The 20404-nt window shown below is 69.7% G+C and carries 20 protein-coding genes; 19 read left to right on the top strand and 1 reads right to left on the bottom strand.

The features are described from left to right. Positions 1–21 precede the first annotated feature (21 nt). Complete coding sequence (locus Q0818_RS15445) at positions 22–1077, bottom strand: LacI family DNA-binding transcriptional regulator (RefSeq protein WP_298876880.1); 1056 nt, start codon at positions 1075–1077, stop codon at positions 22–24. A gap of 174 nt (positions 1078–1251) precedes the next feature. On the opposite strand from Q0818_RS15445, the gene Q0818_RS15440 reads away from it, so the two are divergent. The 19 genes from Q0818_RS15440 (at position 1252) to rpmG (ending at position 20404) form a co-directional block, all read left to right on the top strand. After that, the gene (locus Q0818_RS15440) at positions 1252–2574 is read left to right on the top strand and encodes an ABC transporter substrate-binding protein (protein ID WP_298876877.1); all 1323 of its coding nucleotides are present in this window, start codon (positions 1252–1254) and stop codon (positions 2572–2574) included. 110 nt (positions 2575–2684) lie between these two features. Beyond that, complete coding sequence (locus Q0818_RS15435; protein WP_298876875.1) at positions 2685–3626, top strand: carbohydrate ABC transporter permease; 942 nt, start codon at positions 2685–2687, stop codon at positions 3624–3626. Beyond that, entirely contained in the window at positions 3623–4462 is an 840-nt protein-coding gene (locus Q0818_RS15430) for a carbohydrate ABC transporter permease (RefSeq protein ID WP_298876872.1), read from the top strand. The genes Q0818_RS15435 and Q0818_RS15430 overlap by 4 nt, the downstream gene beginning before the upstream one ends. Before the next feature lie 2 nt (positions 4463–4464). Continuing rightward, positions 4465–6717: an alpha-L-rhamnosidase gene (locus tag Q0818_RS15425; RefSeq protein ID WP_298876869.1), complete on the top strand. Its 2253-nt coding sequence runs from the start codon at positions 4465–4467 to the stop codon at positions 6715–6717. Between the two features lie 91 nt (positions 6718–6808). Beyond that, positions 6809–9184 carry a carbohydrate binding domain-containing protein gene (locus tag Q0818_RS15420; protein ID WP_298876864.1) on the top strand — a complete coding sequence of 792 codons (2376 nt, stop codon included), beginning with the start codon at positions 6809–6811 and terminating at the stop codon, positions 9182–9184. Between the two features lie 178 nt (positions 9185–9362). Beyond that, entirely contained in the window at positions 9363–10265 is a 903-nt protein-coding gene (locus Q0818_RS15415; RefSeq protein ID WP_298876860.1) for a MetQ/NlpA family ABC transporter substrate-binding protein, read from the top strand. Then, entirely contained in the window at positions 10262–11287 is a 1026-nt protein-coding gene (locus tag Q0818_RS15410) for a methionine ABC transporter ATP-binding protein (RefSeq protein ID WP_298876857.1), read from the top strand. Before Q0818_RS15415 ends, Q0818_RS15410 begins: the two co-directional genes overlap by 4 nt. Beyond that, a complete protein-coding gene (locus Q0818_RS15405; RefSeq protein WP_298876854.1) occupies positions 11284–11943 on the top strand; it encodes a methionine ABC transporter permease in 660 nt (219 codons plus the stop codon). The genes Q0818_RS15410 and Q0818_RS15405 overlap by 4 nt, the downstream gene beginning before the upstream one ends. Before the next feature lie 114 nt (positions 11944–12057). Continuing rightward, a complete protein-coding gene (locus Q0818_RS15400; protein WP_298876851.1) occupies positions 12058–12477 on the top strand; it encodes a hypothetical protein in 420 nt (139 codons plus the stop codon). A 164-nt stretch (positions 12478–12641) separates the two neighbouring features. Next, complete coding sequence (locus tag Q0818_RS15395; RefSeq protein WP_298876848.1) at positions 12642–13643, top strand: zinc ABC transporter substrate-binding protein; 1002 nt, start codon at positions 12642–12644, stop codon at positions 13641–13643. Then, the gene (locus Q0818_RS15390) at positions 13640–14455 is read left to right on the top strand and encodes a metal ABC transporter ATP-binding protein (protein WP_298876844.1); all 816 of its coding nucleotides are present in this window, start codon (positions 13640–13642) and stop codon (positions 14453–14455) included. Before Q0818_RS15395 ends, Q0818_RS15390 begins: the two co-directional genes overlap by 4 nt. Further along, positions 14452–15312, top strand: coding sequence for a metal ABC transporter permease (locus tag Q0818_RS15385; RefSeq protein WP_298876841.1), 861 nt, complete (start codon positions 14452–14454; stop codon positions 15310–15312). The genes Q0818_RS15390 and Q0818_RS15385 overlap by 4 nt, the downstream gene beginning before the upstream one ends. A 41-nt stretch (positions 15313–15353) precedes the next feature. Next, entirely contained in the window at positions 15354–15767 is a 414-nt protein-coding gene (locus Q0818_RS15380; protein WP_298876838.1) for a Fur family transcriptional regulator, read from the top strand. Then, on the top strand, positions 15748–16797 hold the full coding sequence (locus Q0818_RS15375) for a permease (RefSeq protein WP_298876836.1): 1050 nt from the start codon (positions 15748–15750) through the stop codon (positions 16795–16797). The genes Q0818_RS15380 and Q0818_RS15375 overlap by 20 nt, the downstream gene beginning before the upstream one ends. Further along, positions 16790–17647, top strand: a complete 858-nt coding sequence (locus Q0818_RS15370) for a DUF1980 domain-containing protein (protein WP_298876834.1) — start codon at positions 16790–16792, stop codon at positions 17645–17647. Before Q0818_RS15375 ends, Q0818_RS15370 begins: the two co-directional genes overlap by 8 nt. Continuing rightward, the gene (locus tag Q0818_RS15365) at positions 17637–19061 is read left to right on the top strand and encodes a hypothetical protein (RefSeq protein ID WP_298876831.1); all 1425 of its coding nucleotides are present in this window, start codon (positions 17637–17639) and stop codon (positions 19059–19061) included. Before Q0818_RS15370 ends, Q0818_RS15365 begins: the two co-directional genes overlap by 11 nt. After that, positions 19058–19738 carry a DNA-3-methyladenine glycosylase gene (locus tag Q0818_RS15360; protein ID WP_298876826.1) on the top strand — a complete coding sequence of 227 codons (681 nt, stop codon included), beginning with the start codon at positions 19058–19060 and terminating at the stop codon, positions 19736–19738. The genes Q0818_RS15365 and Q0818_RS15360 overlap by 4 nt, the downstream gene beginning before the upstream one ends. Before the next feature lie 259 nt (positions 19739–19997). Next, positions 19998–20234 (top strand): 50S ribosomal protein L28, encoded by a 237-nt coding sequence (gene rpmB / locus Q0818_RS15355; RefSeq protein ID WP_055832508.1) that lies wholly within the window; start codon positions 19998–20000, stop codon positions 20232–20234. Beyond that, positions 20234–20404: a 50S ribosomal protein L33 gene (rpmG, locus tag Q0818_RS15350; protein ID WP_013584775.1), complete on the top strand. Its 171-nt coding sequence runs from the start codon at positions 20234–20236 to the stop codon at positions 20402–20404. The genes rpmB and rpmG overlap by 1 nt, the downstream gene beginning before the upstream one ends.

Genomic DNA, 20404 nt, shown 5'->3' with positions numbered 1-20404 from the left:
CGGCCCGAGGAGGGTGGTCCTTCAGGACTCCGTGCGTCGGACCGCGGGAGCGGACCCACTGGTCGCGCGCACACGGAGCGCGGGGGAGAATACCCGCCGCTGCGCGTCCTGCCGTCCGCCGATGCGCTCGAGCAGCAGTTGCGCCGCGGTGGCGCCCATCTCCTGCCCGTGCTGGTCGACGGTGGAGAGCCCGATGAGCGGATGGCTGGCGATCGGCACGTCGTCGTAGCCGACGACCGCGAATTCCGCGGCATCCACTCCGCGCTCGGCGGACACCTCGAGAGCCGACAGCGCCAGGGAGTCGTGGCCCGCGAACAGCGCCGTCGGAGGCGTCGCGCGATCGAGCAGGTCGTTGACGGTGTGCCGGGTGTCGTGATCGGACGAATCGATGCGGATGACGTCGGGTTCGAGCCCCCGTTCGCGCATCATGCTCTCGTACACCCTCAGCCGCCGCGGATGCGGATCGGTGCGGGGCTCGACGAGGATCCGCTCGTCGTTGGTCACGTGCACGATGCGGGTGTGACCCGAGTCGAAGAGATGCTCCATCACCAGGCGCGCTCCGGCATCGTCGTCGCCGACCACGACGTCGTAGTGCTGCGGGTGGTCGTGCTGGCCGACCTGCACGAGCGGAACGCGCCGCGCGAGACCCTCGAGCCAGGCCTGGGGGACGGCCGGGGCGACCGCGATGATGCCGTCGACCTGCCGGTCGTACAGGCTCTCGAGCGCGGCCGTGCCGCTGACCGGGTCGGCCATCGGCGCGATGATCAACTGGTAGGCCGAGGCGTTGAGCTCTTGCACGATGCCGGTGAGGATGCGCGTGAAGAACTCGTTGTCGACCTGGGGCAGCTGCACGCCGATGGTCGCCGTCGAGCCGCGCATCGCCCGGGCCGCCACTCGCGGACGGTAATCGAGCGCCGCGATGGATGCCGTCACCCGCTCGCGCATCTGATCGCTCACGCCGTAGGCGTCGCGGATCACCTTCGAGACGGCGGCCTTGGACACGCCGGCGTGCTGTGCGACGTCTTCGATCGTCGCGGCGCGGGTCGGTGGGCCCGGGGGTGATGCGTTGTCCAGCATCGAGCTCCTTCAGTCGGTCCCTTCAATGTAGATCGGTTGACGAAATCGCGCCAGTCGGTTTATTCTCACTTCGTCGCCCTGTGTAGATCGGTTTACACTCGATCTCGCACCGAGTCCCGAGGCGTCGCATCGGCCGGAGTCCCCAGCATCCGGCCCCTTACAAGGAGGTAAGCAGTGTCCTCATTCATCACCCCGCGCCGGGCGACGACCGTCGTCGCCGGCGTCGGACTCGCCGCCCTCGCCCTCGCCGGGTGCTCCGGCGCAACGGGAGGTGGCTCCGCCGACGGCAAGGTCGAGATCACCTATCTCACCACCAACGGCGACGACTCGATCGCCACCGGGAACGCGCTCATCTCGGCGTTCGAGAAGGCCAACCCCGACATCACGGTCACGCTCAACACCCGTCCCGGCGGCACCGAGGGCGACAACCTCGTCAAGACCCAGCTGTCGACCGGCGAGATGGACGACGTCTTCTTCTACAACACCGGCTCGCTCTTCCAGGCACTCAACCCCGACCAGACGTTGGCGAACCTCGCCGACGAGTCGTGGGTGTCCGAGGTCACCGACAACTTCAAGACCGTCGCATCCACCGACAACGGCACCTACGGCGCCCCTCTCGGCACGTCGATGGCGGGCGGTATCGCCTACAACACGAAGGTCTTCTCCGACCTGGGCATCAGCGTGCCGACCGACTGGTCGTCGCTGGTCGCGGCCGCCGAGAAGATCAAGGCGGCGGGGATCACTCCGATCGAGCAGACCTACGGCGACACCTGGACCTCGCAGCTGTTCCTGCTCGCCGACTTCGGCAACGTCCGGACGCAGGACGAGAACTGGGCCGACGACTTCACGAACAACAAGGCCACGTTCGCCCAGGAGCCCGCCCTCGCCGGCTTCACGCACCTCCAGGACGCCTTCGACAGGGGCCTCTTCAACGCCGACTTCGCCACCGCGACGGCCGCCGAGGGCTCCGCAGCCCTCGCCACGGGCAAGGCGGCGATGTACCCCATGCTCTCGAGCGCCGTCCTGAGCAACATCACGCAGTCGAACCCGGATGCGGTCGCCGACATCGGCTTCTTCGCGATGCCGGCCGACAAGGCCGCGAACACCACGCTCACCGTGTGGGAGCCCAGCGCGGTCTACATCCCCAAGACCACCGAGGGTGCGAAGCTGGATGCCGCGAAGAAGTTCGTCGCCTTCGTCAACTCCCCCGAGGGCTGCGACATCCAGAACGCCAACTACGTGGCGGGCGGCCCGTTCTCGATCAGCTCGTGCTCCGTGCCGTCGGACGCCGCCCCCATGGTCGCGGAGATCCAGAAGTACATCGAGGACGGCAAGAGCGCTCCCGCTCTCGAGTTCCTCTCGCCCGTCAAGGGACCCAACCTCGAGAACATCGCCATCAGCGTCGGCTCCGGCATCTCCAGCGCCCAGGACGGTGCGGCCGCTTACGACGACGACGTGAAGAAGCAGGCCCAGCAGCTCGGCCTCGCCGGCTGGTGAGAACGCGCTGAGTCCAGCGCCCCCGTGCGGTCGTCGCCCCCAGGCTGCCGCGCATCGCGGGGCCGGAGACCCCCTCTCCGGCCCCGCTCTTCCCCACGAAGGAGTGACCGATGGCCCAGACGTTCGCCAATGTGGTGCCGCCCCAGGTGCGCAACCGGCGTCGAGGCGCGCCCCCCGCGACGAGTGCGGGTCGCAAGACGCGCAGCATGTACCCGTCGTGGTTCTACATCCCCGCGGCCGCGCTCTACGTGGTGCTCTTCGCCGTCCCGACTTTCGCCTCCTTCTACTTCAGCCTCACGCGCTGGTCGCTCTTCGATGTGCAGTTCATCGGACTCGACAACTTCGTGCAGTTCTTCTCCGACCCGCAGCTGTCGCTGGCGTTCGTGAACACGGTCGTCTACGCCGTCGTCACGAGCGGACTCAAGGTCGTGCTGGGGCTCGCGCTCGCGGTGCTCCTGACGTCGGAGATCATCGGGCGCGGATACCTGCGAGCCGTCACGTTCTTCCCCGTGCTCGTGTCCACCATCGGGGTGGGCCTGACGTTCAAGGTGCTGCTCGACCCGTTCGACGGTCTGGTCAACGGCGCCCTGTCGGTCTTCGGCATCGAGGGCCCGGGGTGGCTGACCGATCCGAACCTCGCCCTCATCAGCGTGGCCCTGGTCGACGTGTGGAAGGGCCTCGGCATCGCGACGCTCATCTACATCGCCGGCATCGTCGCGATCCCGCAGGAGTACTTCGAGGCCGCCCGCGTCGACGGGGCGAGCGCGTGGAAGGTGTTCCGCAACATCACCTTCCCGCTGTCGTGGCCGGCGACCGGGACGGTCGTCATCCTCTCGCTCATCGGCGGTCTGCGCTCGTTCGATCTGATCTGGGCCATGACCAAGGGCGGTCCCGGCTTCAGCTCCGACGTCATCGCCTCGGTGATCTACAAGCAGTACCAGGCGGGGTTCTACGGTCTGTCGACCGCGGGCAACGTCGTGCTCTTCGTCGTCGTGACGGCGGTCATGATCCCCATCTCGATCCTCATCAACAAAAGGAGCGTGGACGCGTGAGCCGCCTCGCCGTGCGACGGTGGACCGTCGGCACGATCGCCATCGCCGTGTCGGTCGTCGTCTTCCTCGTGCCGTTCGCCTTCATCCTCGTCACCGCGGCTAAGACCGCGCCCGAGGCCTCGATGCTCGCCTTCAGCTGGCCCAGCGAGTGGAAGCTGTGGGACAACATCGCCGCGGTCCTCGCCGATCGCAACGGCATCCTGATCCGCGCCTTCGTCAACAGCATCGTGCTGACGGTCGCGAGCGTGATCGTCATGGTCGTGCTCGCGGCGATGGTCGGCTACGTGCTGCAGCGCAAGAGGTCGCGGTGGAACGGGGTCGTCAACTTCTTCGTGCTCGCCGGGCTCATCGTGCCGCCGGCGGTCGTGCCGACCATCTGGGTTCTCCAGGGTCTCGGACTGTTCAAGACCCTCGGCGGGCTCGTCCTCATCGAGGCGACCTTCGGCCTGTCGTTCTGCATCCTGCTGTTCCGGGCCTTCGTCTCCACGATCCCCCGGGAGCTCGATGAGGCCGCCCTCATCGACGGTGCGGGACCGATCCGGTTGTTCTTCCAGGTGGTGCTGCCGCTGCTGAAGCCGGTCATCGTCACGGTCATCGTCGTGCAGTCGGTGGCGGTGTTCAACGACTTCGCCAACCCGCTGTACTTCCTCCCCGGTGACGCCAACGCGACCGTGCAGCTGACGCTCTACGCCTACGCATCGAGCTCGACCAGCGCGGGGCAGTTCAACCTGCTGTTCGCCGACATCCTCCTCATCACCATCCCGCCGCTCGTCATGTACGTCTTCTTCAACCGCCAGATCGTGGCGGGCATGACCAGCGGGGCGATCAAGGGCTGATCATGTTCACGACCGCTCGACTCATCTCGCCTGCCACCCCCGTGGACGGCGCCCCCACCCTGGTGGGCCGTTTCGCCCTCGACCCCGGTCACGGCGCGCTCGTCCGGGCCACCCTGCGGTACTCCGCACTCGGCATCGTGGAGGCCGCCCTCAACGGCGCCCGCGTCTCCGACGACCTGCTGACCCCCGGCTGGTCGAGCTATGAATGGCGCGTGCGGGTCGCCGAGACCGACGTCACCGCGCTCGTCGAGGCCGAATCGACGCTCGAACTCACGCTCGGCAACGGGTGGTACCGCGGGAGCCTGACCTGGATGGGGGCGACCGGCGTCTACGGCGACCGCCTCGCGGCGATCGCCGAGGTCGACCTCGTCTTCACCGATGGCCACAAGCAGGTCTGGGCGAGCGACGCATCGTGGTCGGTGCACGCCGCCGACACCGTGAAGGACGATCTGTATCACGGCCAGACCATCGACGCTCGCCGCCGCGGCGCTGCGCCCGTCGCGGCGGAGGTCGAGGTGATCGACGCCCCTTCCGTCCACTTCGAGCCGTACATCGGGCCCTCCGTCGCGCCCGTCGAGACCCTCCCGGTCCGAGACGCGTGGCTCTCGCCCGCGGGCCGGGTGATCGTCGACTTCGGCGAGAACCTCGTCGGGTGGGTCCGCGCCGAGGTCGCCGGTCCGGCGGGGAGCACGGTGACCCTGCGTCACGCCGAGGTTCTCGAGCGGGGCGAGATCGGCATCCGCCCGCTGCGCTCGGCGCGTGCGACCGATCGGTTCGTCCTCTCCGGGAGCGCGGACGTCTTCGAACCCCGCTTCACCTTCCACGGCTTCCGCTACGTCGAGGTCGACGGGTGGCCCGGAGGGCTGGATGCCGTGCGTCGGGGCGGGCTCGAAGCGGTGCGGATCAGTTCGCGCCTGCGGCGCACCGGCACGTTCTCGAGTTCCGACCCGCTGCTGAACCAGCTGCACGAGAACGTCGTCAACAGCACGCTGGGCAACTTCGTCGACCTCCCCACCGACTGCCCCCAGCGCGACGAACGTCTCGGGTGGACCGGTGACATCGCGGTCTTCGCGCCCACCAGTGCGTACCTGTTCGACGTCGACGACTTCCTGCGGGACTGGCTGCGCGACGTGTCCGTCGAGCAGCAGCACCAGGGGGGAGTGGTGCCGTACGTCGTGCCCGACGTGCTGAAGTACGTGGGGGTGCCGCAGGACATCACCCCGGTCGACTCGACGGCGGTGTGGAGCGACGCGATCGTCTGGGTCCCGTGGGCCGTGTGGATGGCATCCGGTGACGTCCGCGTGCTCTCCGAGAACGTCGAGGGGATGCTGTCGCACCTCCGCCACGTCTCGTCGCTGGTGTCGGAGAGCGGTCTGTGGGACCGCGGGTTCCAGTTCGGAGACTGGCTCGACCCCGATGCGCCGCCCGAGGACCCCGCCGCGGCCAAGGCCGACCGGGGACTGGTGGCCACCGCGTGCCTGTACCGCTCCGCCGACCTCGCCGTGCGCGTCGTGGAGGTGCTGGGCCGGTGGGACGTCCGCAGCGAGCTCGAGCACCTCCGCGACGCCACGCGACGCGCCTTCCGCGAGGCCTACGTCGACCCCGGCGAGCAGCGGCTGCGCAACCACTGCGAGACCTCGTACGCGCTCGCCATCGCCTTCGGGCTGCTCGACGACGAGGAGCGCTCGTGGGCCGGAGACCGTCTCGCGGAGCTCGTCGAGGCGTCGGGGCACCGCATCTCCACCGGTTTCGCGGGCACGCCCTACGTCCTCGACGCGCTGAGCGGCACCGGCCACCTCGACACCGCCGGACGACTGCTGCTCCAGCGCGAATGCCCGTCGTGGCTCTACCCCGTGACCATGGGCGCGACCACCATCTGGGAGCGCTGGGACTCGATGCTGCCGAACGGAACGATCAACCCCGGCGAGATGACGTCGTTCAATCACTACGCCCTGGGGGCGGTGGCCGACTGGATGCACCGGGAGCTGGCGGGGCTGGCTCCGCTGGAGCCGGGGTACTCCCGCGTGCGCGTCGCGCCGCGGCCCATCGACGGCATCGACGACGCATCGACGTCGTACGACAGCGTTCACGGCCGCATCGCCGTCGCCTGGCGTCGCGAGGGTGCCACCGTGCATCTCGAGGTGACGGTGCCCCCGGGCGTCGTGGCCGAGGTGCGGCTGGGCGAGGTCGACGCCGAAATCGGAGCCGGTGTGCACCGGCTCTCCGCAGAGTTCGCACCGACCGTCGCGGTGTGATCACCGTGGCAGGTCGACCGTGACGGCGGTCGACCTGCCACGACCCCGGCGGCGACGACGCCGCCGGTCTCTCGATGAAGAGGAGAAATCCGTGTCCATCAGAAGAAACGCGGCCGTCGGGGTCGTGATCGGTGCCCTGGTGCTGGCCGGGGGGTCCGCGCCGCCGGCGGTGGCGGCCAGCTCCGTCACGTTCAGCGCGACGTACGGCACCGATGCGGGGCAGCAGCTCGACGATGCACGACTGCTCAACGGTTCTCAGGGCGGCTACGCCGTCACGAAGAACCTCCATCTGCTGCCCGAGACGCTCGGGCAGGTCAACTCCACCGGCCTGCGGTCGGTTCGCATCGACCACATCTTCGACGACGATTTCTACGGGCTCGTCTCGCGCAACGCGGCGGGAGCGTTGACCTTCGACTTCACCAAGTTGGACTCCGTGGTCCTGCCGCTGTTCGATCAGGGCATGGTGCCCTGGTTCACCCTCAGCTACATGCCCGGGGCGCTGGCGAAGGACAAGTTCACCGCTCCCTCCAGCCTCACCGACTGGTCGACGGTCGTCTCGACGACCGTGAAGCACTACGCCGACCTGGGCCACACCGGGCTCAACTGGGAGGTGTGGAACGAGCCGGACTTCTCGTTCTGGAAGTCGGGGGCGTCGGCCTTCAACGACCTGTACGCGGCCTCGGCGAAGGCCGTGAAAGACACCGACTCCACCGCGCAGATCGGCGGTCCCGCGGTATATGACATCAACGCGTCGATCATGGGGTCGTTCCTGGACTACATCGCGGCCAACCCCAGCGTGCCCTTCGACTTCGTCAGCTGGCACGACTACGGCGGCACCGACTTCTCGGAGTCGGCGACGGTGGCCTCGATGCTCTCCTCGCGCAAGATCCCCGCGAAGAAGCAGTACATCACCGAGTGGCACACCACGGCCGCCTTCGGCTCGACGCCCGGTGGCGACGCGGACACGAACGTGCTCGCGTCCTACACGGCGCGCCGCCTCACGTCGGCGTTGCTGCAGCCGACCCTGAACGGGGTGTTCTTCTTCAGTCCGGTCGAGGGGTGGAACCCCACGGCGGACTTCTCCACCGACCTCGGCCTGCTCACCGTGGAAGGGCACCGCAAGGCCGTCGGCAACGTGTTCGAGATGGTCGACCTCATGCCCTCGACGGTGCTGACCTCGACCACCTCGGGAGCGCCCACCGACCGTTCCGTGGGCGCGATCGCCACTGGTGACACCGCGAGCAAGACGACCGCGTTCCTCGCGTGGAACGACGGGTCCGACGCCTCCACCGTGTCGCTCTCGGCAAGCTCGCTGCCCTTCGGGTCGTCGACCTTCTCGGTCACCCGCTACGACGTCACCGCCACGTCAGGCAACTACTACGCAGACTGGTCCGCGGGAACGCGCAACCGCACGACGGGCCCCAACGAGCTGCTGCGCCCCTCCAGCGTGAACGTCTCGGCCCCGGCATCCACCTGGTCGTCGCAGGTGAGCATGCCCGCGAAGTCCGTGTCGCTGTTCGTGCTCGCTCCCTCGACGAAGGCCGCGGGTGCGGTCTCGCTGAGCACGCCGTCGTCGTCGACCAACGTCGCGCGGGCGAGCACCGTGACCAGCTCGACCAGCTACACCGGCGGCGGCTGGGGCGGGGCGAAGCTCGTCGACGGGCGTCGTCACACCTACAACGCCTCCGACACCGGCGGGATCTCGCAGGGCTTCACCTCGGACGCCACCTCGACGGCGCAGGCGACGCAGTGGGTGCAGCTGGACCTCGGAAGCGCCAAGGCGTTCGACACCGCGACCCTCTGGCCGCGAGACGATCAGGATGCCGACGGCTCGAGCTTCCCGGTGGACTTCACGCTCGCGGGCTCCAACGACGGCACGACGTGGACGTCGCTGGTGAGCAAGACCGGGTACAAGGCCGGCCAGAAGGTGGCGGGACCCCAGGTGTTCTCCACCGGCAAGGCGTCCTACCGCTACGTACGCCTGACCGCCACGAAGCAGGGCCAGCCCGTGACCGAGGGCACGTCGCAGGTGTACCGCCTGCAGCTCGCGGAGCTGGAACTCACGAACGCCAGCGTCCTGAACCCGGGTTTCGAAAGCGGCGACCTGAGCTCCTGGTCGATCGAGGGTGCGGCATCCGTGACCGCGACGAACGTCTACGACGGCCGCTACGCCGCGACCTTCACCGGTGCGGGCAAGGGCGTGTACCAGGTCGTCTCGGGGCTGACGCCGAACACGACCTACACCTTCAGCGGCTTCGCGAAGTCGGCGGCCGGTGAGCCGGTGTACCTCGGGGCGAAGAACTTCGGAGGCGCCGAGGTCTCGTCGCCGGTGACCACGAGTCGCTGGAAGCAGGCCTCGGTCACCTTCACCACGGGGGCGTCGTCGACGTCTGCGCTGCTGTACTTCTACAAGAACAGCGGCGCGGCTCAGGCGTGGGTGGACGGGGCGGTCCTCACCGGCCCGTGATCGGTCGCGTCAGCCCCTCCGCTTCCCACGCGGGGCGGAGGGGCTGACGCGCATACGCGCCCACCCCGGGATGCCATCGAGCGGGCGATCCGTCGAATCGATGACGCCGTATGACGACCGGTTACCGGCCGTAACGGCCCGGTTTGAGCCTCGCGCGCGCGCATGTTGACGTGGTGTCATGACTTCGCACCGCACCCCGCGCCTGGCCACGATCCTCGGCGCCTCCACCGCAGCCCTCCTCCTCGCCCTCACCGGGTGCGCCGGGGGAGCGGCATCCTCCGACGACTCCTCGCGCATCGTCCTCGGCGCCGACGACGGCAACGAGGCGCACTGGACGGTGCTGAAGCAGAAGCTGGCCGACGAGGGCATCGATCTCGAGGTGCGCACGATCAACGACGGCGTCCAGCTCAACCAGGGCGTGCAGGACGGCGAGCTCGACGTGAACCTCTTCCAGCACCTCATCTACCTCTCGCAGTTCAACGTCGAGAACAACGGCTCGCTCGTGCCGGTCGGCGCGACCGCGGTCTACCCGCTCGCCCTCTACTCCGAGCAGTACACCGACGTGAAGGACCTGCCCGAGGGCGCGAAGATCGCGATCCCCAACAACCCGACCAACCTCGCTCGCGGCCTGCTCAACCTCCAGAAGGCGGGTCTGCTCACGCTCAAGGACGGCGGTACCGCCCTGTCGACCCCCGCCGACATCGAGACCTCGAAGGTCGAGCTGCTCCCGGTCGACACCAACCAGACGGTCACCGCGCTCAAGGACGGCAGCGCCCAGGCCGCGATCGTCAACAACACGCAGGCGCAGAAGGGCGGGCTCGGCGACGAGCTCATCATCTTCAAGGAAGACCTGAACAACCCGCAGCTCGCGCCCTACATCAACGCCTTCGTCACCCGCGACGACAAGAAGGACGACCCGCGCTGGGAGAAGCTCGTGGCCGCCTATCACTCGCCCGAGGTCGAAGCCGCGGTCACCGAGCTCAACCAGGGCAACCTGCAGTTCAAGACCGAGTGGACCGGCGCGCAGCTGCAGGACGAGCTGACGAGCCTCGAAGACGCCCTCAAGGCCCAGAACGGATGACCGCGGTCATCGAGCTGCGGGGCGTCACCAAGGACTTCCGCACCGATCGTCGCTCCTCCACGACCGCCGTCGACGACGTCACGGTGAGCGTGGAGGAGGGCTCGATCGTGGGGGTCATCGGGTACTCGGGCGCCGGCAAGTCGACGCTGGTGCGCCTGCTGAACGGCCTCGAGAAGCCGACCTCGGGCACCGTCGAGGTGCTCGGCGTGAACGTGGGGGATGCCAGCGAGTCGGCGCTGCGCGATCTCCGCCGCCGCGTGGGCATGATCTTCCAGCAGTTCAACCTGTTCACCTCGCGCACGGTCGCGGCCAACGTCGCGTACCCGCTCAAGGTCGCGGGGTGGAAGAAGGCCGACCGCGACAAGCGCGTCGCGGAGCTGCTCGACTTCGTCGGCATCGGCGACAAGGCGAAGCAGTACCCCCGGCGCCTCTCGGGAGGCCAGAAGCAGCGCGTCGGGATCGCGCGCGCGATCGCGACCGACCCCCGCATCCTGCTCGCCGACGAGGCCACGAGCGCCCTCGACCCGCAGACCACGGCCGAGGTGCTCGACCTGCTCCGCGAGATCAACCGGCGCCTGGGCATCACGATCGTCGTCATCACGCACCAGATCTCGATCGTGCACGAGCTGTGCGACCAGGTCATCGTGATGGACGGCGGCCGCGTGGTCGACAGCGGCGACACGTACCGCGTGTTCGCTCACCCGCGCGCCGAGCTCACCAAGCGCTTCGTCGCCGCGGTGACGCAGGGCGTGCCCTCGGGCGAGGCGCTGTCGGCGCTCGCCGCGGGCGGTGGCGACCTCGTCAGCGTCGAGGTCAACGAGTTCTCGAGCGAAGACGTCTCGGCGGTGTTCCACCGCCACGGGGCGCGGCACTCCGTGGTCTACGGCGGGGTGACCGACGTGCTCGGCAAGCAGCTCGGCACCCTCACCTATCGTGTGCACGCCGAGGATCTAGCCCCGATCGTCGCCGAGCTGCGCGCGCACACCGACGTCGTCGTTCCCGCGGCGAAGGTGCGCTCGTGAACAAGTGGGACACCCTCACCCCGGTGCTGCTGCAGTCCATCGGCGAGACCGTCTACATGGTGGCGGTGTCGCTGCTCATCGCGGGCGTCGCGGGACTCGCCATCGGCGCGCTGCTGTACGCCACCCGGCCCGGCAACCTCTTCGAGAACCGCGTCGTCTTCTTCGTCGCGAACCTCGTGATCAACGTCATCCGGCCGATCCCGTTCATCATCTTCCTCACCGCCGTGGCCCCGGTCACCCGCGCGGTGACGGGGACGACCCTGGGGACGGATGCCGCGATCGTGCCGATCACGATCATGGCCACCGTCGTGATCGCCCGCGTCGTCGAGCAGAACCTCGTCGCCGTCGACCCCGGCACCGTCGAGGCGGCCCGCGCCGTGGGGGCGCGTCGCATCGGCGTGCTGTTCGGGGTCGTCATCCCCGAGGCGCTCGCGCCGCTCATCCTCGGCTACACGTTCATGTTCATCGCGGTCGTCGACATGTCGGCGATGGCGGGGTACATCGGTGGCGGCGGCCTCGGTAACTTCGCGATCATCTACGGCTATCAGCAGTTCAACCAGCAGGCGACGTGGGTGACCGTGGCGATCATCGTCGTGATCGTGCAGGCCGGCCAGCTGCTCGGCAACACCCTCGCCCAGCGCATCCTGCGGCGCTGACCCGTTCCCGGGTCGCCCTCCCTGTTGAGTGTCCGAGACGCGCCGTCGCCGCCGGTGTGCACACGGCGTTTCTTGGACACTCGACGGAGGGGGCGACCCGCCTATCCTCGGAGGATGAGCCTCCCGCGCACCCTCGCCCGCTGGCTGCTCGGGGCCGCGCTCGTGTTCACCGGTACCGCGCACCTCACGTTCGCGCGCGACGACTTCGTCGCTCAGGTGCCGTCGTGGCTGCCGCTCCCGGTCGACGTCACGGTCGTGGCATCCGGGGTCGTGGAGATCCTGCTGGGACTCGCGCTGCTCGTCCTCGGTCGCTGGCGCGTCGCCGTCGGCTGGATCGTCGCGGCCTTCTTCGTCGCGATCTTCCCGGGCAACATCGAGCAGTTCGTCCGGGGCACCGACGCGTTCGGCCTCGACACCGACCTCGCCCGCGGCATCCGTCTGCTCTTCCAGCCCCTGCTCGTGCTCTGGGCGCTCTGGTCGACCGGTGCGTGGAAGGCCTGGCGCGGCCGACGACGGGCAGCGGTCGGGGGCTGACCCCGACCTCGTCCGGCGACCGTTCGATGAGCGGATGCCGGGGTGTTCGGCTTTCCGGTGCCTGGACGCGCCTCGTAGTGCCCGGCTCGAGCGTCGGCTCGCGGGAGGGTCCGCGCGGCGGTTCTGATTTTGAGAACGATTATCAGCAGCGATACGATGTCCGCATGACCCGTCGCCTTCTCGCCCCCGTCGTCCTCGGGGCCGCCTCCGTCCTCGCCCTCGCCGGTTGCGCCGGCACCACGACCTCGACCGGCTCGACCGCCGACTCCGGCGGCAAGGTCACCGTCGTGGCATCCACCGATGTCTACGGCTCGATCGCCGAGGCCGTCGGCGGCGACTTCGTCGACGTGCAGTCGATCATCACCTCGCCCTCGCAGGACCCCCACGAGTACGAGGCCAGCGCCCAGGATCAGCTGATCCTCAAGAACGCGGGGCTCGTGATCGAGAACGGCGCGGGCTACGACGCCTTCATGGAGTCGCTCATCGAGGCCAGCGGCACGACCGCCCCCGTGCTCACCGCGGTCGAGTACAACCACGACTACCCCGGTGCCGAGGGGCACGACGACGGCGCGACCCCCGAGCCGAGCGAGAGCGCCGACGACCACGCGCACGACGAGGGCGACGGCCACGACCACATCGAGGGCTTCAACGAGCACGTCTGGTACGACCCGCACACGATCGAAGACCTCACCGCGGCGATCGCGGAGGAGCTCGGTCAGCTCGCCCCCGACCACGCCGCGGACTTCACGGCCAACGCCGACGCGTTCACGCAGCAGATCGCCGGCCTCGAGGACTCCCTCGCCCAGATCGAGGCGAAGGACGCCGGGGCGAAGGTGTTCGTGACCGAGCCGGTGCCCGTGTACCTCATCGAGGCCGCGGGTCTGGACAACGCGACCCCGAACGAGTTCAGCGAGGCCGTCGAGGAAGGCCAGGACGTCCCGCCCGCGACCCTGCTCGAGTCCCTCCAGCTCGTCGACTCCGGCCAGATCTCGGTCATGATCGTCAACCCGCAGACCGGCGGAGCCGAGACCACCCAGGTCGAGGACGAGGCCAAGGCGAAGAACATCCCCGTGATCGAGTTCACGGAAACGCTTCCGGAGGGTCAGACTTACATCTCGTGGATGCAGAGCAACATCTCGGCGCTGTCCGACGCGCTGGCGGCGTGAGCGCGGCCGCGCCCCTGCGCATTCACGGAGCCGCCCTCGAACGCGGCGGCCGTGAGCTGTGGGCCGGGCTCGACCTCGAGGTCGAGCCCGGCGAGCTCGTCGCGGTCCTCGGGCCCAGCGGCTCGGGCAAGACGACGCTGCTGCGGGCCATCCTCGGGCTCGAGCGCCTCAGCGCCGGTTCGATCGAGGCGCTCGGCGCCCCCGTGCGCCGGGCCGGCAACCGTCGCATCGGCTACATCCCCCAGCAGCGCCCCCTCCCGCGCGAGACGCCGCTGCGCGGGCGCGACATCGTCGGCCTCGGCGTCGACGGACACCGCCTCGGCCTCCCGCTCTCGCGCAAGAAGGACCGGGCACGCATCGACGAGCTGCTCGAGGCCGTCGGCGCGACGGCGTTCGCCGATCGCCCCGTGGGACTCCTCTCGGGCGGCGAGCAGCAGCGGCTGCGCGTAGGCCAGGCCCTCGCCGACGACCCCGCCCTGCTGCTGTGCGACGAACCGCTGACGAGTCTCGACCTCGCCAACCAGCAGGCCGTCGTGCGCCTCATCGACCGCCACCGCCGCGAGCGCGACGCCGCGGTGCTGCTGGTCACCCATGACATCAACCCGGTGCTCTCGCGCGTCGATCGCATCCTGTACATCGCCCACGGGCGCTTCACCCTCGGAACCCCCGACGAGGTGCTCACGACCGAGACGCTGAGTGCGCTCTACGGCGCCCCGGTCTACGTGGTGCGGGCGGGCGACCAGCTCATCGTCGTCGGAGCCCCGGATGCCGACGAGGCCCACCACCATCACCACGACGAGGACGACGCATGACCTGGTCCGACGTCGGTGACGCCCTCTTCGGCGGGGTGAGCCAGTACGGCGCGATCCTCGAGCTCGTGCAGAACTCCGTCTACGCCGGTGCCGTGCTGGGCCTCGTGGGCGGGCTGATCGGCGTGTTCGTCATGCAGCGCGACATGGCCTTCGCCGTGCACGGCATCAGCGAGCTGTCGTTCGCGGGTGCGGCGGTGGCGCTCCTCATCGGCGTCGACGTCGTCTCGGGCTCGATCGTCGGGTCGCTCATCGCGGCGGCCCTCATCGGCCTGCTCGGCGCCCGCGCGCGCGACCGCAACTCGATCATCGGCGTGCTCATGCCGTTCGGCCTGGGTGTCGGCATCCTGTGCCTGTCGCTCTACAACGGGCGCAGCGCCACCCGTTTCAGCCTGCTGACCGGCCAGATCGTGTCGGTGCAGAGCGGGCAGCTCGGGTGGCTGGTCGTCATCGGCGTCGCGGTGCTCGTGGCCCTGCTGCTGATCTGGCGCCCGCTGCGCTTCGACTCGCTCGACCCGCAGTCGGCCGCCGCGCGCGGCGTGCCCACCACGGCGGTCTCGCTCGCGTTCATGCTGCTGCTGGGGCTGATCGTGGCGGTCGCGGTGCACATCATCGGCGCCCTGCTCGTGATGGCGCTGCTGGTCACCCCTGCCGCGGCGGCCATGCGGGTGGCATCCGGGCCCCTGTCGGTGCCGCTGCTCGCGGCGCTGTTCGGGTTCGTCTCCGCGGTCGGCGGCGTGCTGCTCGCCGTCGCGGGCACGCTGCCGGTGAGCCCGTACATCACCACCATCTCGTTCGCGATCTACCTGATGTGCCGCGTGATCGGCGCCCGCCGCGACCGCACCACCCGCGCGCTGTAACGCCCAGCCGATTCACCGGACCCCTCGCTAGACTCGCCGGCATGGTCCAGCGCAACACGTGGCAGCGCGAACGCGTGCGCGAAGCCCTCTCCGGCGCCGGCGGCTTCGTCAGTGCGCAGTCGCTGCACGCGACGCTGCGCGACGAGAACACCGGCATCGGCCTGGCCACGGTCTACCGCACGCTCGCGGGCCTGGCCGCCCGCGGTGACGCAGACTCGCTGCAGAGCCCCGACGGCGAGAATCTCTTCCGCGCGTGCGAGACCCGCGGTCACCACCACCACCTCATCTGCCGCTCCTGCGGGAAGGCCGTCGAGATCGCGGCGACCGACGTCGAGGACTGGGCGCAGCGCACCGCCGCCCAGCACGGCTTCAGCGAGGCCGAGCACGTCGTCGACATCTTCGGCATCTGCACCGACTGCGCCCGCGCCCGGGCTCGTGAGCGTGGCGACGAGTAGCCGCACCGCGCCGCCCACGCGCCGGCGTTCCGACACCCCTCGCTCGGGCGCCTCCCGCACCCTCGTCGCGCTCGGCCTGGGTGTCGTCGTGGTCACCGCGCTGTTCCTCGTCGATGCGCTCGCGCCCACCTTCTTCTCGCAGCCCCTGCCCACCCGCGCGCAGGACGGCCTGACCCTCGCGCTCAGCGTGCTGATCGAGTCTCTGCCGTTCGTCATCCTCGGCGTGGTGCTCTCGATCATCGTGCAGGTGTGGGTGCCGCCGGGTGCGATCGAGAGATGGATGCCGCGGGCTCCCTGGGCGCGCCGGGCGGTGCTGTCGCTGCTGGGCATGTTCATCCCGGTCTGCGAGTGCGGAAACGTGCCCTTCGCGCGCGGGCTGCTCATGCGCGGGTTCGGCGTGAGCGACACCCTCACCTTCCTCGTCGCGGCGCCGATCGTGAACCCGATCGTGATCATCTCCACGCACGCCGCGTTCGGGTTCAGCGACGGCATCCTCGTGGCCCGTCTCATCGGCGGCTACCTCGTCGCCAACCTCATCGGGTGGCTCTACAGCCGGCATCCGGATCAGGACAAGCTGCTCACGGAGCGGTTCCTCGAGACGTGCGAGATCGTCGTGCAGGAGCGCGGCAACCGCGGTCGCCGCACGCTCGCGCAGTTCGTCGTGGAGCTGCGCTCGGTCATGCCGGCGCTCATCATCGGCTCGCTCCTCGCGGGCGCGGTGCAGGTGCTCGTCCCGCGCAGCGCCTTGCTGGCGATCGGCTCCGACCCAGCCCTGTCGATCGCGGCGATGATGGTGCTCGCGATCGTGGTGTCGCTGTGCTCGAACGTCGACGCGTTCTTCGCGCTCTCCTTCGCCTCCACCTTCACGCCCGGATCGATCGTGGCCTTCCTGGTGGTCGGCCCGATCATCGACCTGAAGATGATGGCCCTGCTGCGCACGACCTTCACCACCCGCGTGCTCGCGGGGATGACGGTGGTGGTCGTGCTCTTCGCCTTCGCGCTGGGAACGGTGGTGAACCTCCTTGTCTAGAACCGGTGCGCTCGCGACCCGTTGGCTCGGCGTCGGGCTGACGGTCTGCCTCTCGATCACCACGATCACGCTGTGGGCGACCGGGCGGATGTCGCTGTACATCAACCCGGATTCGGCGTGGTTCGCCGTCGGGATGTCGATCGTGGCTCTCGTGGGCGCGATCGCCTCGTTCGCTCTGCCGCTGGGCGCCGAGGCCGATCACGGCCACGACCACGAGCACGGGCACGCCCCGGCCGCCGCGACCGCGCGGCGGGAGGCCTTCGCCCACGCCGACCACGAGCACAGCGACCCGCTCGACGAGCACGATCACGCGGCCCACGACCACCTCGCCGCGCGTCCCCGGCTGACCCCCGGCGGCATCGCCGCCTTCACCGGCGGGGTGCTCGCCTCGGGCGCCGTCATCGCGGTGCTGCTGACGCCGGCGGCGTCGCTGTCGACCGAGCTCGCCGTCTCGCGCGACGTGGGAGCCCCGCCTCTGTTCGCCGGTTCCGACGTGGTGACCCTCGCCGCCTCGGGCGACACCTCGAAATTCGGCATCGGCGACTGGTCGGCCGTGTTCGCGCACGCGACGAACCCCGAGACCTTCGACGGCAAGCCGGTGACCCTCACCGGCTTCATCACCCCGGGCAGCGACGGCGCGAGCTTCGACCTCACGCGTCTCGTGATCACGCACTGCGTCATCGACGCGCAGACGGCTCGCCTGCCCATCGCGGCCTCCGCCGACGCGCCGTCGACGGGTCAGTGGGTCACCGTGTCCGGCACGGTGCGCTCCAGTGGAGACGGCAAGCTCGAGGTGCACGCCGACGAGGTGTCGGCGATCGACGAGCCGGCGGACCCGTATGAGTACTGACTCCCGACGCGCGGGGGAGTCCCGCCGCTCGCGCGCCCGCAAGCGCCGTGGGCGTGGTTTCGCCGTCGCCTTCGCGGCGGTGCTCGTCGGCCTCGTCGTCATCGGTGGCGTGGGCGGGATCGTCGCCGTCGCGCAGGGTCCGCGCGTCACCGACGTGCAGGTGGACCCGGCGGCCGCGGTCGCCGCCTCGGGCTCGCGCGTCATCCTCACCACGACCCAGTCGCTCGAGACGGTCGACCCCTCGCAGGTCGAGGTCGAGCCGGCTACACCTTTCACCGTCGACACCTCGGGTCGCAGCGTCGGCGTGCGCTTCACGCTTCCGCTGCGCGACGACACCGACTACCGCATCACCGTCAGCGGGGTGAACGGCCTGGGCGCGGGGCCCTCGTCGACCCTCACCGAGACCTTCCGCACGCCGCCGTTGCAGGCCTACCTCATGCAGCGCGGCACGCCCGAGGGCGACACGATCTTCCGCACCGACCTCCAGGGCGAGGCCGGGCTGCCCGTCTTCGTCCACCCGCACATCGAGGATTTCCGCGCCACCGCGAACCACCTCGTGATCTCGGTGCGAGACGGCGACACCGCTCGCGTGATCGTGACCGATCCGGACGGGAAGAACGAGCGCGACATCGCCCTTCCGGGGCCGGGGTTCGTCACGAATCTGCAGTCGGCCGACCGGGGGGAGCGCATCGGCTTCACCTTCTCGGATGCCGACCTGGGGGCCGCCGGCGGACGCGAGAGCCGCCTGTTCACGGCGTCGGCCGCCGATGACTCTCCGCCCACCGAGGTGGGCCTGAACGGCGGCGACGTGCGCATCGCCGACTACCGGTTCGTGCCCGACACCGACAGCATGCTCGTGCTCACCTTCGACTCGCGGCTCCTGCTCACCGATGCGCAGGGTGGCAACGCGGCCCCTCTGGGCAGCGCCGTGTCGATCGACGGCATCGCGCGCGGATCGTCGGTCGCGGTCGTCGAACGCCTCGAGGGCATTCGCGAGATCAACCTCACCGACGGGTCGGAACAGGGCCTGGTCGAGCCGGTCGATCCGCCGGGTCTCGCGGGGCGGGCCACGCCCGTTCCGGGGACGGGTGCCGGGACCATCCGCTCCTTCGCCGACATCAGCTCCGACGGGGTCTCGCGCTCGACGATCGTCGCGCACGTCGACACCGACGGAGCTGTCCGGCAGCTGCTGAACGTGCCGGGGACCGACACGGTGCTGCAGACGTGCGTCTCGCCGAGCGGGCGTTACGCCGCAGTCCTCATCGCGCCCCGGGCAGTCGACAACCCCTTCGACCGCTACCAGCTGCCGCTCCCGCAGCGCCTTCTCACGCACCTGGTCGAGGTCGACACCGGCCAGGAGGTCGTGGCGCTGCAGGGCTTCGATCTCTCGTGGTGCCAGGTCCCGCCGCAGTGACGCGGGCTGCGACCCGCGCCGACCTCGCCGGTCTCCCGGCCGAGGTCGCGCCCCGGCTGCTCGGCGCCCGACTGGAGACCGTCGTCGCGGGCGAGCGGGTCGTCGTGCGTCTCACCGAGGTGGAGGCCTACCACGGCCTCGGGACGGGCGACCGACCCGATCCGGGCTCTCACGCGCGGATGGGGCCCACCGCGCGCAACGCCACGATGTGGGGCGAGCCCGGTCACCTGTACGTCTACCTGAGTCACGGCATCCATTCGTGCGTCAACGTGGTGTGCGGGCCCGACGGTGTGGCCGGGGGAGTGCTGCTGCGCGGCGGCGAGATCGTCGAGGGCGCCGACATCGCCGAGCGACGCCGCCTCGAACGCCGCGGTGCGGTGCGGGTGGCCCGCGATCTCGCGCGCGGCCCCGGGCGCCTCGGCGACGCCGTGGGCCTGCGGCATCCCGTCCACGACGGCATCGACGCGGTCACGGGCGAGGAGCGCGCGGGGGCGAGGGCGCGGCTGTACCTGCCGGAGAGTCCGCCCGCGGTCGTGGCGACCGGGCCACGCGTGGGCGTGGCCGGCATCGCCGGCACCGCCGCCTTCCCCTGGCGCTTCTGGATCGAGGGGGATGCCACGGTCTCGCCGTTCCGGTGGGGACGCGGCGCGGCCGACGCGGCCGCGGGAGGTGGCTGAGCCTGTCGAAGCCAGCGGTTGTCGTGGGGTCCGGTCCCTTCGACAGGCTCAGGGACCTGGGTCCGGGGCCTCGGTCGGCTCGCGGGCGGAAGGGTCAAGCCGACACGCCGTGCTAGACTGACTCCTTGTCTGCGCGCACTCCAGCACGCAGTTCGCATCCCTCCTCCTGATCCCGGCCTTCCGCCGTGTTCGGACGGGGTGCAGACAAGGGATCTTGGGTGGCACCGTCCGGTGTCACGGTACAGAAGGAGACATCACCATGGCAGCAGTGTGCCAGGTGACTGGAGCGGTTCCCGGCTTCGGTCACAACATCTCGCACTCGCACCGCCGGACGAAGCGCCGCTTCGACCCGAACGTGCAGAAGAAGACCTACTTCGTTCCGTCGCTGGGTCGCAACATCAAGCTCAACGTTTCGGCGAAGGGCATCAAGGTCATCGACGCTCGCGGCATCGAGTCCGTCGTCCGTGACCTGCAGGCGAAGGGCGTGAAGCTGTAATGGCGAAGAAGGCTCAGGACGTTCGTCCGATCATCAAGCTGCGTTCGACCGCCGGCACGGGGTACACCTACGTGACGCGCAAGAACCGCCGCAACAACCCCGACCGCATCGTGCTCAAGAAGTACGACCCCGTGGTCCGCAAGCACGTCGACTTCCGAGAGGAGCGCTAA

This window comes from uncultured Microbacterium sp. (assembly GCF_947489255.1).
GTDB lineage: Bacteria > Actinomycetota > Actinomycetes > Actinomycetales > Microbacteriaceae > Microbacterium > Microbacterium phycohabitans.
The sequence above is the reverse complement of the archived record's forward strand: the minus strand, read 5'-3'. Positions and strand labels throughout refer to the sequence as shown.